The organism is Acidovorax sp. 62 (assembly GCF_002754495.1).
Lineage (GTDB): Bacteria > Pseudomonadota > Gammaproteobacteria > Burkholderiales > Burkholderiaceae_C > Acidovorax.
On the sequence record NZ_PEFJ01000001.1, the window covers coordinates 1 to 14,619 of the forward strand.

General features: G+C 58.4%; 16 protein-coding genes. 8 read left to right on the top strand and 8 right to left on the bottom strand.

The genetic code is table 11. The annotated features are described in order from the left end of the window. The 4 genes from CLU86_RS00005 to CLU86_RS00020 form a co-directional block, all read left to right on the top strand. Positions 1–865 (top strand): SEC-C metal-binding domain-containing protein (locus tag CLU86_RS00005; RefSeq protein WP_199175068.1); only part of this gene is annotated, 865 nt, incomplete at its 5' end. A gap of 98 nt (positions 866–963) precedes the next feature. Beyond that, positions 964–2,193 carry a bifunctional glutamate N-acetyltransferase/amino-acid acetyltransferase ArgJ gene (gene argJ / locus CLU86_RS00010; protein WP_099740130.1) on the top strand — a complete coding sequence of 410 codons (1,230 nt, stop codon included), beginning with the start codon at positions 964–966 and terminating at the stop codon, positions 2,191–2,193. A 66-nt stretch (positions 2,194–2,259) separates the two neighbouring features. Continuing rightward, complete coding sequence (locus CLU86_RS00015; protein WP_099740131.1) at positions 2,260–3,126, top strand: ATP-binding protein; 867 nt, start codon at positions 2,260–2,262, stop codon at positions 3,124–3,126. An 81-nt stretch (positions 3,127–3,207) separates the two neighbouring features. Then, positions 3,208–3,615: an NUDIX domain-containing protein gene (locus tag CLU86_RS00020; RefSeq protein ID WP_099658050.1), complete on the top strand. Its 408-nt coding sequence runs from the start codon at positions 3,208–3,210 to the stop codon at positions 3,613–3,615. Positions 3,616–3,681: 66 nt separating this feature from the next. On the opposite strand, the gene CLU86_RS00025 is transcribed toward CLU86_RS00020, so the two are convergent. The 7 genes from CLU86_RS00025 to CLU86_RS00055 all read right to left on the bottom strand — a co-directional run bounded on the left by CLU86_RS00025 (position 3,682) and on the right by CLU86_RS00055 (position 10,459). Beyond that, positions 3,682–3,915, bottom strand: coding sequence for a DNA gyrase inhibitor YacG (locus CLU86_RS00025; protein ID WP_099743186.1), 234 nt, complete (start codon positions 3,913–3,915; stop codon positions 3,682–3,684). Positions 3,916–3,947: 32 nt separating this feature from the next. Then, positions 3,948–4,703, bottom strand: a complete 756-nt coding sequence (gene zapD, locus CLU86_RS00030; RefSeq protein WP_099740132.1) for a cell division protein ZapD — start codon at positions 4,701–4,703, stop codon at positions 3,948–3,950. Between the two features lie 89 nt (positions 4,704–4,792). After that, the gene (gene coaE / locus CLU86_RS00035; RefSeq protein WP_099740133.1) at positions 4,793–5,407 is read right to left on the bottom strand and encodes a dephospho-CoA kinase; all 615 of its coding nucleotides are present in this window, start codon (positions 5,405–5,407) and stop codon (positions 4,793–4,795) included. Between the two features lie 2 nt (positions 5,408–5,409). Beyond that, complete coding sequence (locus tag CLU86_RS00040) at positions 5,410–6,282, bottom strand: A24 family peptidase (protein WP_099740134.1); 873 nt, start codon at positions 6,280–6,282, stop codon at positions 5,410–5,412. Next, positions 6,282–7,499 (bottom strand): type II secretion system F family protein, encoded by a 1,218-nt coding sequence (locus CLU86_RS00045; RefSeq protein WP_099740135.1) that lies wholly within the window; start codon positions 7,497–7,499, stop codon positions 6,282–6,284. The genes CLU86_RS00040 and CLU86_RS00045 overlap by 1 nt, the downstream gene beginning before the upstream one ends. A 23-nt stretch (positions 7,500–7,522) precedes the next feature. Further along, positions 7,523–9,256 (bottom strand): type IV-A pilus assembly ATPase PilB, encoded by a 1,734-nt coding sequence (gene pilB, locus CLU86_RS00050; RefSeq protein ID WP_099740136.1) that lies wholly within the window; start codon positions 9,254–9,256, stop codon positions 7,523–7,525. A gap of 273 nt (positions 9,257–9,529) precedes the next feature. Further along, positions 9,530–10,459, bottom strand: a complete 930-nt coding sequence (locus CLU86_RS00055; RefSeq protein ID WP_199175167.1) for a polyprenyl synthetase family protein — start codon at positions 10,457–10,459, stop codon at positions 9,530–9,532. A 213-nt stretch (positions 10,460–10,672) separates the two neighbouring features. On the opposite strand from CLU86_RS00055, the gene rplU reads away from it, so the two are divergent. From rplU to proB, 4 genes are all read left to right on the top strand, one after another. Then, positions 10,673–10,984 (top strand): 50S ribosomal protein L21, encoded by a 312-nt coding sequence (gene rplU / locus CLU86_RS00060; protein ID WP_010462012.1) that lies wholly within the window; start codon positions 10,673–10,675, stop codon positions 10,982–10,984. 15 nt (positions 10,985–10,999) lie between these two features. Beyond that, complete coding sequence (rpmA, locus tag CLU86_RS00065) at positions 11,000–11,257, top strand: 50S ribosomal protein L27 (RefSeq protein ID WP_026437555.1); 258 nt, start codon at positions 11,000–11,002, stop codon at positions 11,255–11,257. A gap of 251 nt (positions 11,258–11,508) precedes the next feature. Further along, positions 11,509–12,579 (top strand): Obg family GTPase CgtA, encoded by a 1,071-nt coding sequence (gene cgtA / locus CLU86_RS00070; RefSeq protein WP_099740137.1) that lies wholly within the window; start codon positions 11,509–11,511, stop codon positions 12,577–12,579. Between the two features lie 67 nt (positions 12,580–12,646). Beyond that, positions 12,647–13,786 carry a glutamate 5-kinase gene (gene proB / locus CLU86_RS00075; RefSeq protein ID WP_099740138.1) on the top strand — a complete coding sequence of 380 codons (1,140 nt, stop codon included), beginning with the start codon at positions 12,647–12,649 and terminating at the stop codon, positions 13,784–13,786. A 128-nt stretch (positions 13,787–13,914) separates the two neighbouring features. Here the strand turns inward: proB and CLU86_RS00080 are convergent, their stop codons facing one another. Continuing rightward, positions 13,915–14,610 carry an RNA pyrophosphohydrolase gene (locus CLU86_RS00080; RefSeq protein WP_099740139.1) on the bottom strand — a complete coding sequence of 232 codons (696 nt, stop codon included), beginning with the start codon at positions 14,608–14,610 and terminating at the stop codon, positions 13,915–13,917. Positions 14,611–14,619: the final 9 nt, after the last annotated feature.

The window sequence follows — 14,619 nt, forward strand, 5'->3', positions numbered from 1 at the left end:
CATCGTGACCCGTAGCATTGAGTCGGCTCAGCGCAAGGTGGAAGCCCGCAACTTCGATATCCGCAAGCAACTGCTGGAATACGACGATGTGGCCAACGACCAGCGCAAGGTGATCTACCAGCAGCGCAACGACATTTTGGACGCATCGGACCTGGCGGACGTGATTGCTGCCATGCGCGAAGACTCCATGACCGACTTGGTGCGCTTGTACGTGCCTGTTGAGTCGGTCGAAGAACAGTGGGACCTGCCGGCACTGGAGAAGGCGCTCAATGAAGAGTGGCAAATCGCCGTGTCGTTGCAAGACATGGTTGCCCAATCAGAGTCCATCACCGACGAAGAAATCCTGGAGCGCGTGGTCAAGCTGGCCCATGCCGCCTTCGATGCCAAGGTGGAGCTGGTGGGGCGTGAGAACTTCACCCAGTTTGAGCGTGCGGTCTTGCTGCAGAGCTTTGACTCCAACTGGCGTGACCACTTGAGCTCTTTGGACTACCTGCGCCAAGGCATCCATTTGCGTGGCTATGCCCAAAAGCAACCCAAGCAAGAGTACAAGCGCGAAGCCTTCGAGCTGTTCCGCCAGTTGATCGACAGCGTCAAGAACGAAGTCACCAAGATTTTGATGACGGTGCAGGTGCAGTCGCCCGCGCAACTCGACGAAGCCGCTCAGCAGTTGGAAGCCCGTGCCGAACACATCTCCAATGTGACCTATACCGCCCCCACTGAAACTGGGGAAGCCCAGACCGTCCCTGAAGGGCAAGCGCTGGGTGGTGATGAAGGGGCTTTTGAAGGCCTGCGTGTGGGCCGCAACGACCCATGCCCCTGCGGTAGCGGCAAGAAATACAAGCAGTGCCACGGCAAGCTGGCCTGATCGCTGATAGGACGGAAACACGGGCTGCGGCCCGTGTTTTCATTTGGATGCCATGTCTTTGCGCATAATCTTCCGCAGTTTTTCTGAAAGAGCACTCTATGCCCGTAAATCTTCTGGCCCCTGTGGCCGCTGACCTGCATCCGATTGCAGGCGTTCGTATTGGCGTGACTGAAGCGGGCGTCCGCAAGGCCAACCGCAAGGACCTGACGGTGTTTTTGCTGGACGAGGGGGCCAGCGTGGCAGGGGTCTTCACGCAAAACCGTTTTTGTGCGGCGCCCGTGCAGGTCAGTCGTGAGCATTTGGCTACTGGCAAAGGCGTCCGCGCCATGGTCATCAACACGGGTAACGCCAATGCCGGTACGGGGGCAGATGGCTTGGCCCGCGCTCGCTCTACCTGCAAGGCGTTGGCTGACTTGTTGAACGTGGCCCCCGAGCAAGTGCTGCCTTTCTCCACCGGCGTGATCATGGAGTCACTGCCCACCGATCGCATTGAGGCAGGGCTGCCTGCCGCGCTGGCCGATGCGCAGACAGGCCACTGGGCCCGCGCCGCAGAAGGCATCATGACGACCGACACCTTGCCCAAGGCTTTCAGCGCGCAGGCTTCGGTGGGTGGTGCCACTGTGTCGATCACTGGCATCAGCAAAGGTGCGGGCATGATCCGCCCCAACATGGCGACCATGCTGGGCTTTTTGGCCACGGATGCATGCGTGGATGCGTCGGTGGTGCAGCAACTGGCCCGCCATCTGGCAGACCGCTCGTTCAACCGGGTGACCATTGACGGCGATACCTCGACCAACGATTCCTTTGTGGTGGTGGCCACCAACAAGGCCGCCCATGCACCGATCACGTCGCTGGACAGCGCTGACGGGCAAGCCCTGTTGGCCGCCATGTTGGGCGTGGCCCAAAAGCTGGCCCAGGCCATTGTGCGCGACGGTGAGGGGGCAACCAAGTTCATCACCGTGCGGGTAGAGGGCGGCAAGACCGGCGAGGAATGCCGCCAGGTGGCCTATGCCATTGCCCATTCGCCACTGGTCAAAACCGCTTTTTACGCCAGCGACCCAAACCTGGGCCGCATTTTGGCGGCTGTGGGCTATGCGGGCATTGCAGACCTGGACCAGACCCGCATCGACCTGTACCTGGATGATGTGCACGTGGCTGTGAGCGGTGGGCGCAACCCCGCTTATCGTGAAGAAGATGGCCAGCGCGTGATGAAGCAAAGCGAGATCACGGTGCGGGTGGTTCTGGGGCGCGGTGAGGCATCAGACACCGTGTGGACCTGCGACTTCAGCCACGACTACGTGACGATCAACGCTGACTACCGTTCTTGATTTGAGACTGATTTGCTATTGATTTGATAGCTTGCTGCGCTTATCTATCAGGCGCTAGGTGCCCATATGAATGAAAAGTTTGAACGGTTGATGGAGCGGGCCGAGCAGCTCATCGGCCGCATCGAATCGGTGCTGCCGCAGCCGCTGTCGGCGCCAGACTGGTCGCAGGCCATTGCTTGGCGTTACCGCAAGCGCAGCAGCGGGCATGGCACGCTGGAGCCTGTGCGGCATGTGGGGGCCATGCAGTTGGCGGACCTGAAGGAAATCGACGGGCAAAAAGAAAAGATCGAGCGCAATACGCTTCAGTTTGTGCAGGGCAAAACGGCAAACAACGTCTTGTTGACGGGGGCCCGGGGCACGGGGAAGTCCTCGCTCATCAAGGCTTGCCTGAATGCCTTTGCCAGCCAGGGGCTGCGTCTGATCGAGGTGGACAAAGCCGATCTCGTGGATTTGCCGGACATCGTGGATGTGGTCTCTGAGCGGCCCGAGAAATTCATCGTGTTCTGCGACGACCTGAGCTTTGAAGATGGCGAGCCAGGCTACAAGGCACTCAAGTCGATTCTGGACGGTTCGGTGGCTGCGGCCACGCCCAATGTGCTGATCTATGCCACCAGCAACCGCCGCCACCTGTTGCCTGAATACATGGCGGACAACCTGACCTACACCCACACCGAAGACGGTGAGGTGCACCCCGGTGAGGTGGTGGAAGAGAAGATCTCGTTGTCGGAGCGCTTTGGTCTGTGGGTGAGCTTCTACCCTTTCAGCCAGGAGGAGTACCTGACCATCGTTGCCCAGTGGCTGGCATCGCTGGGCGTGTCTGCCGCGGCCATTGCTGCAGCGCGCCCCGAGGCGCTGGTATGGGCGCTGGAGCGTGGCTCGCGCAGCGGGCGCGTGGCCTACCAGTTTGCGCGCGACTATGCGGGGCGGGCATGAGGTGCATTCTTCTGGGCCGCTTCGCAGTGCCCAGCAGTCGGCGTGGTGCCATGCTCCCAACGAACGTCGAGGTGAGCCAAGATGAGTGAGACACGCAAACACACCGAAGTGGCGGTTGGCATCTTGCTGCGCAGCGATGGCGCCATGCTGCTATCGACCCGCCCACCGGGCAAGCCTTATGCGGGGTACTGGGAGTTTCCAGGGGGCAAGCTGGAGGCCGGCGAGACCGTGGAACAGGCCCTGCGCCGCGAACTGGAAGAAGAGTTGGGCATCACCATCGGCCCGGCCCAGGTCTGGAAGGTGACCGAGCACGACTACCCGCACGCTTTGGTGCGCCTACACTGGTGCAAGGTGCGCGAATGGACGGGCGCCTTTGAGATGCGCGAGGGCCAGGCCATGGCTTGGCAGCAATTTCCACTGACCGTGGACCCTGTGCTGCCGGGTGCATACCCGGTGCTGGACTGGCTGGAGCAGGAGCAACTCGGTTAATTTGCTCCTGAATTGATAGCTTCTTGCGCTTTGTTGATGGGCGCTAGAGGCTATTTTTTATGAAATTCAGTGCTCTACCCGAGGATCGCCGTATTGCGCATCCAGCGGTGGGGCTTCGGTGGGCATACGGAAGTCTTCACTGGCCCAGGCGCCCAGGTCAATCTGTTTGCAGCGCTCGCCACAGAAGGGGCGGTACCGATTGGCGGGGCTGTAGAGGCTGTCTCCGCCGCAGGTCGGGCACACCACGGTGCGTGTGGCAGAGGGCTGAGGGGCGGTGTTTGGCGGGGTGTCGGCAGCCATGGCGTGCATTTCCAATAGGGGTGGCTTGGCGCTCACGCGCACAGCGTCAATTCGAACGCCGCATCGTCGGTGCACGCATGCAAGCGTTCGTCGGCACCTTGCTTCATCAGCCGCACTGACACGATCAAACGGTTCCCGCTGATTTCAGGGATCAGCTCCAAAGCCGGGTCGATGCGAAGCCGCAGCAGCTGGAAGGTGCGGCCCGCTGGGAGGTTTTGCTGAAATTGGCCGCGCTCAGCGGCCACTTTTTGCGGTACGCCAGAGTCACGCAGCAGCTTGAGCAACACGTAGATGGACTCGGCCAGCGGCGCCAGGGTGGAGGCCCAGTTTTGCAGCGCCTCTTGGCGAACGGCTGCGTCTTTGTGTTGCCAGGCGTAGTACGCCGGAAGGTCAAATCCGCAGGTGCCACCCGGGATGCCTACGCGACTGCGAATGCTCATCAGCCAGTCGTTTTCCGTCAGCGTATGCCCTGCCTTGCCCGATTGCGTGTTGAGTGCGGTGAAGCAGCGGTCCAGCTGTGCGATCACCGCATCCAGGGCCGCTTCCGAGATGGAGGGGTTGCCCCGGTAGCCGTCGAGCTGGTGCTTGTGCTTTTCAATGTCCTTGAGAACATCCGATTTGAGATCGGCGCGGGCCGCCACGTCCATGATTTCAAAGACGGTGACCAGCGCAAAATGGTGATCCAGCGGGTGTGCTCTGGGGATCAGCTCCCCCAGCCGACGGAACAACTGCTCCAGTCGGAGGTAGGTTCTGAGTCGTTCGTTGAAAGGGTATTCGTAGAGGATCACGCTGGCAGGTTCCTGGGCGCAGTGAAATGGGCCTGGCGCTGATGTCGGGGAAGAACGGGCTGGCCAGTGCTTCTAGGGATTGAGGCGCATCATAGCCCGAACAGTGCGGCTGTTTCTGTGGCCAACTGTTGCAAGTCGGCAAGCGCGCAATTATCGCCATTGTCGATCACGATATCGGCCGAAGCCCGCCGAATCCGCCGAGGGGCCTGGGCTGCCAGGATCGACTCCACCGTGGCGCGCTCCAGCCCGTTTCGCGCCATCACACGCTGTATCTGCAGGTGCTCTGGGCAATCCACCACAACGATCGCATCCAGTCTTTGCGCCCATCGGCCAGACTCCACCAGAAGCGGGACATCGAACACGATGACGCGTGCCCCTGAAGCCTCTGCGGCTTGCGCTTGCTGGCTGCTGTGCAGACTGACAAGAGGGTGAACGATGGCTTCCAGTGCAGACTTGGCCTGGGGTGTGCTGTAAGCCAGTTGGCGCATGCGTGCGCGGTCCAGCGCTCCCGTCTCGTCCAGGTACTCCCGCCCAAAGGTCTGGGCTATGGCGTCCATCGCGTCGCCACGGGGGCCTGTGACTTGTCTGGCGATCTGATCGGAGTCAATGATGATCGCGCCATGGATTTTGAGCAGCAGACCGAACGTGGTCTTGCCGCTGCCAATGCCACCTGTCAGTCCGATATGGCGAGCGGATCGCCCCATCTTCAGAGTCCAAATCCACGCAACACGGTGTCCAGTATGGCCTTGGGCCCAGCAATCATCGCGGTGAGACCTGCCCCCACCAAAAAGGGCCCGAAGGGCACATACCCACCTTCGCGCAGGCGGCTGAAGACCTTCATGCCAATGCCCATGATGGCGCCGATGACCGACGACATCAAGATAATGGGCACCAGGGCTTCCCACCCAAACCATGCGCCGAGGGCAGCGAACAGTTTGAAATCCCCGTACCCCATGCCTTCTTTGCCCGTCGCTAGTTTGAATGCCCAGTACACCAGCCACAGCGAGAGATAGCCGGCCGCCGCGCCCATCACCGAGGACGCCAGCGGCACCTGGGTCCACTGCAACACCGACGCCAGCAGCCCCGCCCAAAGCAATGGCAAGGTCAAGTCATCCGGCAACAGCGTCGTATCCCAATCGATAAAAGCCAGTGCGACCAAAACAGCGGAGAAACCGCACCAAGCCAAACCTGCAGGCGTCAGTCCCCAGTGCTGCACGCACCAAAAGAACAGCCCGCCTGTGAGCAGTTCAACCAGCGGATACCGGGGGCTGATGCGGGTGCTGCATTCAGAGCACTTGCCACGCAAAAAGAGGTAGCTGACAACGGGAATGTTCTCGTACCACGCCACTAGATGACCACAGGAGGGGCACCGTGACCGGGGTACCATCAAGTTGAATGCCCCCTGTTGAGCCGGTTCCGTGTCACTGCCAGCCTGCTCGGCCTGAAAGGCTGCAGCTTCTGCAGCCCATTGCCGCTCCATCATTTTGGGCAGTCGATAAATGACAACGTTCAAGAAACTGCCAATGAGAAGCCCAAACAGCGCAGCCAGCCCTGAGGCTGGCAAAGATTCCAGCTCCATTAAACGACCTGACCCAGTTTGAAAATGGGGAGGTACATCGACACCACGATGCCGCCAATCAAGCTACCCAGGAACACGATGATGATGGGCTCCATCAGGCTGGAGAGGCCAGCCACCATTTCGTCCACTTCGGCCTCGTAAAAGTCTGCGGCTTTGCCGAGCATGTGGTCAATAGAGCCGGATTCCTCGCCAATGGCGCACATCTGGATCACCATGGAGGGAAATACCTTGGCGTTGTCCATTGCGACGGTAAGGCTGGTGCCGGTGGAGACTTCTTGCTGGATTTTCTCGGTCGCCGTGGAGTACACCGAGTTGCCAGAGGCACCACCGACGGAGTCCAGCGCTTCCACCAGTGGAACACCTGCTGCAAACATGGTGGCCAAAGTTCGCGTCCAGCGGGCCACGCAGGACTTGTCAATCAGTGCGCCAAAAATGGGCATTTTGAGCAGGAAGCGGTCCATGAATTTCTGCATTTTTTCACTGCGCTTCCAGGCCTGCATGAAAAAATAGAAACCACCGCCAATGATGGTGAAAATCAACCACCACCATTTAACAAATACCTCGCTGATCGCCATCACAAACAATGTGGGTGCGGGTAAATCAGCACCAAAAGAGGTGAAAACCTCTTTGAATGCGGGGATCACGAAAATCATGATCACAGTCACCACCACAAAGGCAACAATGACCACCGAGATCGGATACATCAGAGCTGATTTGATCTTGGATTTGATCGCCTCTGTCTTCTCCATGTAAGTCGCAAGCCGGTCCAGCAGCGCTTCAAGAATACCTGCCGCTTCCCCGGCTTCCACCAAGTTGCAATACAGGCTGTCGAAGTACATGGGGTGCTTGCGAAACGCGGCGTTCAATGAGGTGCCGGTCTCAACATCGGTACGAATGTCATTCAACAGTTTGGTCACGCTGGCGTTGGTGTTGCCACGCCCGACAATGTCAAAAGATTGCAGTAGTGGAACACCGGCCTTCATCATGGTGGCCAATTGCCGGGTGAAGAGTGCAATGTCTTTGGGCTTGATCTTCTTGCCTGAGCGGGTACGCCTCTTCTTGATTTTGGTCGGAAAAACGCCTTGCCGGCGCAGCGTGGCCTGAACCTGGTTTTCGCCGACAGCCCGAATCTCCCCACGCACTACCTTGCCTGCGCGGTCCTTGCCTTCCCATTCAAAGACAAACTCTTTGATGTCTCTCGATGCTGCGGTTGCCATGCTGTTCCCTGTCTATATGTCTGTTATTCGTTGGTCACGGCGAGCACTTCTTCCAGCGAAGTAAGGCCGAGTTTGGCCTTGTAGAGGCCTGATGCGCGCAAGGACCGAACGCCCTCGTTGCGTGCTTGTTCTGCAATTTCGAGGGCGCTTCCATCGCGCAAGATAATGCGTTGAATCTCCTCAGAGATGGGCATCACTTGGTAAATGCCCACGCGCCCTTTGTATCCGTTATTGCACGCGGAGCAGCCCACGGGTTTGTAGGTGATCCAGGATCCATCAATTTCTTCTTCTGTGTATCCGGCCTCCACCAAGGCTTCATGGGGTACATCCGCAGGGGCTTTGCAGTTGGCACAAAGGCGTCTGGCCAAACGTTGGGCAGTGATCAAAATCACACTCGACGCAATATTGAAAGGCGCAATCCCCATGTTGCGCATCCGCGTCAATGTCGTGGGGGCATCGTTGGTGTGCAGTGTGGATAAAACCAAGTGGCCTGTTTGAGCCGCTTTGATGGAAATATCAGCGGTTTCCAGGTCTCGAATTTCGCCCACCATGATGATGTCCGGATCTTGGCGCAGGAAAGATTTCAAGGCCACCGCAAAAGTGAGGCCTGCCTTGTCGTTCACATTGACCTGATTGACCCCTGGAAGATTGATTTCAGAGGGGTCTTCTGCCGTCGCAATGTTGACGCCCGGTTTGTTGAGCAGGTTCAGGCAGGTATATAGAGACACCGTTTTTCCGGAGCCTGTGGGGCCTGTCACCAAAATCATGCCATAGGGGCGACCAATTGCAGACAGGAGGCGCTCTTTTTCCTCAGGCTCATAGCCCAGCGCATCAATGCCCAGCTTGGCACTGCTGGGGTCCAGAATACGGATCACGATTTTCTCGCCAAACAAAGTGGGCAAGGTGCTGACCCGGAAGTCAATCACACGGTCCGGTCCCACCTTGAGCTTCATTTTTCCATCTTGAGGTACTCGTTTTTCGGAGATATCCATGCGAGATATCACCTTGATACGGGAAGCGAGTTTGTCTTTGATCGCAATGGGTGGCGACGAAATTTCCTTGAGCTCCCCGTCAACACGGAAGCGTACGCGGTACTGGTGCTCGTAGGGTTCAAAGTGCAAATCGGATGCCCGCATATTGAATGCATCGAGCAGCATTTTGTGCAAAAACTTAACGACAGGGGCGTCTTCGACCTCATTGGCACCTGCATCAATGGATTCCGGAACCTCCTCCGTAACCGACTCGTCAAAATCGAATTCACCACTGGTCAGGCTCTCCATCGACTCCGTCGTGGACTTTGTGCTCGTTTCGACCAAACGATTGAGCTTATCGTATTCGGCAATGATCCAGTCCACTCCCATTTGGGTTGTGAACTTGATCTTTTCTGCTGCTTCTTGATCGGTGGGGTCTGCGGTGGCGACAATCAGTCGGTTGTTTCTCTTACTGAGAACGACAACCTTGTACGACTGGCAGATTTTTGCATCAAGCAGATCTTTGGGGAGCCGTTGGGGATCAATAGCCTCCAAGTCCAGCAGAGGGGCGCCAAAAACTGCAGAAACCGTGTGCGCCAGATCTGACGCAGAAACGACGCCGGAGCCGGTCAATTCTGCAATAAAGCTGGTGCGATTATTTTGTGACTTTTGGTAAATTTCCTCTGCGGCTTTTTGTGCCAGCTTGCCCGCAGACATGAGCGCCCGCCCCAACCCGGGAAGGGCAATTGCAGAAGCGTCTTTAGGAGCGGTGTCAACAGCAGCCATGTAACCAATAGAGCATTAATGTGAACAGCGGCTCATCCTATCATCGCCCATCGGTTTTGGGCTGTATGGGGGGCTGTGTTGGTGGCTCTACCGCAACGGTGGTGTGTCGCCTGGCTGGGGTGAGCTGTGCCGCTGAAATGCGAGAACTCGGTTGGGGTCTTGTCGGTAATCTGCGCGTCCCCCTCTCGTGATGGGGCCGGTAGATCCGCGCGCTGGCGACTGCGTGCTTTGAGTGGATGCGGAGGCCGTAGGTTGTCCTCGTGCGTGCCCTGATCAAGCCCGGCGCTCGGTCAGTTGGTTTGCCAGTGCGCGCATGCCCTCAGAGTGAGGTGTTGGTGGCAATGTGGCAATGGCCGCAATGGCGCGATGGGCTTCATCGGAGGCTGCTTGGCGTGCGACCTGTAGAGCACCTGTTTGTTTGACGATATCGATGATGGCGGTCAGTTGCTCCGTTGAGCCTTGCTCAATGGCGTGGCGGATGGTTTGCGCTTGTTCTGGCGTGCCGCGTGCCATGGCTGCAATCAATGGAAGGGTGGCTTTGCCCTCGCGCAGATCATCGCCCAAATTTTTACCCATCTCTGAGGCATTGCCGTCATAGTCGAGGACATCATCAATAATTTGGAATGCGGTGCCGAGCGCTTGTCCATAAGTGGCGCAGGCCTCCTCAATCTGTGTCGTGCTTTCGGCCAGAACTGCGCCTAGGCGTGCGCTGGCTTCGAACAGCTTGGCTGTCTTGGAGCGGATGACTTTGAGGTAGTCGGTTTCAGTCAGTGACGCATCGTGCATGTTCATCAATTGCAGGACTTCGCCCTCCGCAATGATGTTGGTCGCCTCGGAGAGAATCTCCATCACCCGCATGCTGCCTGTTTCAACCATCATCTGGAAGGACCGGGTGTGCAGGAAGTCGCCGACCAGCACACTGGCAGGGTTGCCGAAGGTCTCGTTGGCGGTGGCGCGGCCTCTGCGCAGGGTGGATGCATCCACCACGTCGTCATGCAGGAGCGTGGCGGTATGGATGAGCTCTACCACGGCCGCCAAAGTGTGGCGGTGCCTACCCTGGTAGTTCAGTGCCCCACACACCATCAGCAACAAAGCTGGCCGCAGGCGCTTGCCGCCTGCAGCAATGATGTACTGTGAGATTTGCCCCACCAGAGGCACCGTGGACGTCAATCTTTGTCCAATGACTCGATCGACTTCTCGCATGTCCTCTGCAACCAGTGAGAGGGGGGCGCTTGTGGTGGTGGTGGTGGGGATGTTGTCAGTCAAGATGGCGGCTACCGAGAGTGCCCTGAATTATAGGAATGGCTGGACTCGCGCGCGGCGGCTTTGTGGCGGGGGTGATACTTTTTGTGGTCTATGGCATAATCTAAGGCTCTGCAGAAATAGGTCTGCAGAACTCAATTCAAAGAGGCTCACATGTACGCGGTCATAAAAACCGGCGGCAAGCAGTATCGCGTTGCTTCCGGCGAAAAAATTAAAGTAGAACAGATTGCTGCGGACGTAGGCCAGGAAATTGTGATCGATCAAGTTCTGGCAGTCGGCAACGGCGCAGAATTGAAGATCGGCACACCCCTGGTGTCCGGCGCAACCGTGAAAGCCACTGTTGTGGCGCACGGCAAGCACGACAAAGTGCACATCTTCAAGATGCGCCGTCGCAAGCACTATCAAAAACGCCAAGGCCATCGCCAGCAGTTCACTGAGCTGCAAATCGGTGCGATTGCTGCTTAATCAGGAGTCAATGTCATGGCACAGAAAAAAGGCGGCGGCTCTACGCGAAACGGTCGTGATTCCAAGCCAAAGATGCTGGGTGTCAAGGCCTTCGGCGGTGAATTGATCAGCGCTGGTTCCATCATCGTGCGTCAGCGCGGTACCCGTTTCCACCCCGGCAGCAACGTCGGTGTGGGCAAGGATCACACTCTGTTTGCGTTGGTTGACGGGCATGTCTCGTTCGGCACCAAGGGTGCACTGTCCAAGCACACAGTCAATGTGACCCCAGCCTGAGCTTAGCCTCTGGTTGAAGCCAAAGCCCCGCACTGTCGGGGCTTTGTCGTTTTTTGTTTTCGCATTTGGCTGTTCTGGCAAGATGCGCGATTCTCTGATGCGGTCGGCCCCTTGGGGGTTGGATGTTGCGCATCTTTTGGCTGCTGGTATGCCTCTGGTCTTGCCCCTTCTGTGGTGATGGGGTGGGGCCTGGATCTTCTTTGTGTAGGAAGGTCAATCGCACCTAGCCTCTTTTGTAAACTGGATATCCCATGAAGTTCGTCGATGAAGCCTATATTGACATTGCCGCAGGCGATGGTGGCAATGGCTGTGTGTCATTTCGCCACGAAAAATACAAGGAATTCGGCGGGCCCAATGGAGGCGATGGTGGGCGCGGTGGGCATGTTTTCGCTGTGGCGGATCCCAACCTGAACACGTTGGTGGATTTTCGTTACTCACGCCGGCATGATGCCAAGCGGGGTGAGCATGGTATGGGCTCGGACATGTTTGGCGCGGCGGGGGATGACATCACCCTGAAGATGCCTGTCGGGACCATCATCACGGATGCGGAAACGGGCGAAGTGCTTTATGAATTGCTCAATCCGGGTGAAGTGATCACCATCGCCAAGGGCGGGGATGGTGGTTTTGGCAATATGCGTTTCAAAAGCGCCATCAACCGTGCGCCACGCCAGAAAACGCCAGGCTGGCCTGGTGAGAAAAAAAATCTCAAGCTGGAGTTGAAGGTTCTGGCAGACGTGGGGCTGCTGGGGATGCCTAACGCTGGCAAATCGACCTTCATCACCGCAGTCTCCAACGCACGCCCCAAGATTGCGGACTACCCCTTCACGACCTTGCACCCGAACCTGGGTGTCGTTCGCGTGGGGCCTGAGCAGAGTTTTGTGGTTGCTGACATCCCCGGCTTGATCGAGGGCGCCTCGGAGGGGGCGGGGCTGGGGCACCAGTTCTTGCGCCACTTGCAGCGTACCCGTTTGTTGCTGCACGTTGTGGATCTGGCGCCGTTCGATGACGCGGTGGACCCCGTGGCCCAGGCCAAGGCCATTGTGGGTGAACTCAAGAAATACGATGCGCAGCTCTACGAAAAGCCCCGTTGGCTGGTGTTGAACAAGCTCGACATGGTGCCGACGGAGGAGCGCGAGGCGCGAGTCAAGGACTTTGTGAAGCGCTTCAAGTGGAAGGGCCCGGTGTTCGAGATTTCTGCGCTGACGCGAGAGGGTTGCGAGCCTTTGATCCATGCGATCTATCGCCACGTCAAGGCGGAGCAGATGGTCGAAAACACCCCGGTGGAAGTCGATCCTCGTTTTGCGGATGATGCTTCGTCCTGATTTGCTATAAATTTTGTAGCTTGCTGCGCTTATAGATTAAGCGCTTACGGATAAAAAGACCTTCAACATGGTTTCTAGCGTATTGCGTGATGCCCGCCGTATCGTGGTCAAGGTAGGCTCCAGCTTGGTGACGAACGAGGGGCGGGGCCTGGATGAAGCGGCCATTGGCGAATGGAGTCGCCAGCTCGCGGCTTTGGTGCGTGGCGAAGGGGGGGCGCCACGCGAAGTGGTGATGGTGTCGAGCGGGGCTATTGCCGAAGGGATGAAGCGCCTGGGTTGGGTGTCGCGCCCGCAGGAGATCCACGAGTTACAGGCTGCCGCGGCCGTTGGGCAAATGGGTCTGGCCCAGATGTACGAGACCAAATTGCGTGAGCAAGGCATGGGCAGTGCTCAGGTGCTGCTCACGCATGCCGACCTGGCTGACCGTGAGCGGTATTTGAATGCCCGGTCCACCCTGCTGACGCTGCTGCGACTGGGGGTGGTTCCTGTGATCAATGAAAACGACACGGTGGTCACCGACGAGATCAAGTTTGGTGACAATGACACGCTGGGCGCGCTGGTGGCCAATCTGGTGGAGGCCGATGCCCTGGTCATCTTGACCGATCAAAAGGGCTTGTACACCGCAGACCCGCGCCGTGATCCCGCCGCACAGTTTGTGCACGAAGCCAAAGCCGGTGACCTTGCGCTCGAAGCGATGGCGGGCGGGGCTGGGTCCAGCATTGGCAAGGGGGGCATGATTACCAAGATTCTGGCGGCCAAGCGCGCTGCGGGGTCGGGGGCCTCGACCGTGATTGCCTGGGGGAGGGAGCCGGACGTCTTACTGAGGCTCGCGGGTGGCGATGCTCTGGGCACTTTGTTGGTAGCCCAAACCCAAAAGACGCAGGCGCGCAAGCAGTGGATGGCCGATCACCTGCAATTGCGTGGGGCGGTGTTGGTGGATGCAGGCGCCGCTTCCAAGTTGCGGGAGGAGGGGAAAAGTCTGCTGCCCATTGGCATGACCAGTGTGGAGGGTGATTTTTCCCGGGGCGATGTGATCGCTGTGCGAGACCCTGCGGGCATGGAGATTGCCAGGGGTCTGGCCAACTATGCGGCGGCGGAGGCCCGATTGCTGTGTCGCAAGCCGTCCACCGAATTTGAGCGGTTGCTAGGTTACACCGCAGAGGCGGAGATGGTGCATCGCGATAACTTGGTTTTGTCCGCAGTCTGAATTTCGCAAGGGTTCAAGCGAAGTATGGCTCACATGCAAAAGGCCGCCCCCGAAGAATCTCCGGGGGCGGCCTTCTGTCCGTCTGGCGTCTGTTTGGCTCTTGGTCGGTGAAGGTGTGCTTCCCGCTCTCAACTGGGCTGAGACTTTGATGGTGAGATGGACATTGCCAAGGGCGGAATGGCCTCCAGCTCTGCTGGCATGCTGTTTTGCGGATCGGGATCGAAGCTCGCGCCGGGTGGCAATTCCATGCCAGGGTGCAGCAACAGTGAGCCCGTTCTGAACATTGCTGGCGCTGCCTGTTCCGAGTCCCGTGCCCGCATTCCGCTGCGCAGGTAGCGATTGCGTTGGTCGTGCCGGGGCAGGAAGCGGGCCAACTCGGTCAGCGCCATTTCATAGACGCCCCGCTTGAACTCCACCACGACATCCAGTGGCACCCAGTAGTCGTTCCAACGCCATGCGTCAAACTCCGGGTGGTTGGTGGCGCGCAGGTTCAAGTCCCAGTCGTGTCCCACGAGTTGTAGCAGATACCAGATTTGTTTCTGGCCCTTGTAGTGTCCGCGCGCATCGCGGCGGATGTACCGGTCAGGCACCTCATAGCGCAACCAATCCCTTGTGCGGGCAACCAAGCGCACATGGTTGGGCAATAATCCCACCTCCTCGTGCAGTTCCCGAAACATGGCTTGCTCAGGGGTTTCGCCCCGGTCAATGCCGCCTTGTGGAAACTGCCAGCTGTGGGTGCGGATCCGCTTGCCCCAGAACACTTGGTTCTTTTGGTTGAGCAGGATGATGCCGACGTTCGGCCGAAAGCCGTCCCGGTCAAGCATAATCGAACC